Consider the following 1,102-nt stretch of genomic DNA (forward strand, 5'->3'; position numbering starts at 1 on the left):
GCCAGCCAGTGCCCGATACCTTCTCGGGCCTGTGAGCCGGTCTCGAAAGCGCGCAGGTAGACGCATTCGTATTTCAACGACCTCCACAATCGCTCGATCATGCGGTTGTCGATCCAGCGGCCTTTGCCATCCATAGATATCTGCACCTTGGCCTCCTTGAGCTCGCAGGTCCAGTCGCCGCTGGTGAACTGCGACCCCTGATCTGTATTGAATATCTCTGGCGGGCCGTATTCGGCCAATGCCTCTTTCAGGGCCGCAACGCAGAAGTCTGCCTCCAGCGTATTGGACAGCCGCCAGGCCAGCACCTTGCGGCTGTGCCAGTCCATGATAGCCACCAGATACAAGAAACCCCGCTCCATCCGGATATAGGTGATATCGGCGCACCAGACCTGGTTGGGCCGCGTGATCGCCAGCCCCTTGAGCAGGTAGGGATAGATCTTATGGGCAGGGTGCTTCTTGCTGGTGTTGGGCTCCTGGTAGATCGGCACGAGCCGCATCAGACGCATCAATCGACGAACACGGTGGCGGCCGCATTTGTGACCCTGCCGCTGCATGTGCCGCGCCATCTGGCGTGACCCATACCACGGGGTCTCCAAAAACTGCTTGTCGATGAGCTCCATGAACCGCAGATTCTCGGCGCTTTCGCCCTTGGGCCGATAATACAGCGTCGAGCGCGACAATTGCAGCAGCGTGCATTGCCGCCGCTGGCTCAGATCATGTTCCTTGCTCACCATTTTTTGCCTCGCGTCCCGAGCAGTTGATGCGAGGCATTGGCTAAAAAATCCCGTTCCACCACCAACTGCCCGATCTTCGAATGCAGCTTCTCGATCTCGGCCTCGTTCCCCTTCCCGGGATCAGACCCGCGCCGGGTAAACGCCGTGGCCATGTTGTCGATCGCCGCACGCTTCCACGTGCTGATCTGGTTCGGATGCACGCCATACTTCTTCGACAGCTCAGCCAGCGTCATCTCTTCACGGATCGCTTCCAGCGCGACCTTCGCCTTGAACTCAGGCGTATGCATTTTTCTCTTCGTCATTATGGATCGTCTCTCTCGTCATGCGATCCACCTTAACAACTGGTCCAAATTTCCGCGACCACCTCT

Annotated in this window: 1 pseudogene; it reads right to left on the reverse strand. The window is 58.2% G+C overall.

Features of this window, described 5'->3' with window-relative positions:
* Window positions 1-1,039 (reverse strand): annotated as a pseudogene (locus ABIE58_RS20300) (IS3 family transposase); the annotation flags it as partial.
* Window positions 1,040-1,102: the final 63 nt, after the last annotated feature.

This window comes from Roseovarius sp. MBR-78 (assembly GCF_040547535.1).
In the GTDB taxonomy this organism is placed as follows: domain Bacteria; phylum Pseudomonadota; class Alphaproteobacteria; order Rhodobacterales; family Rhodobacteraceae; genus Roseovarius.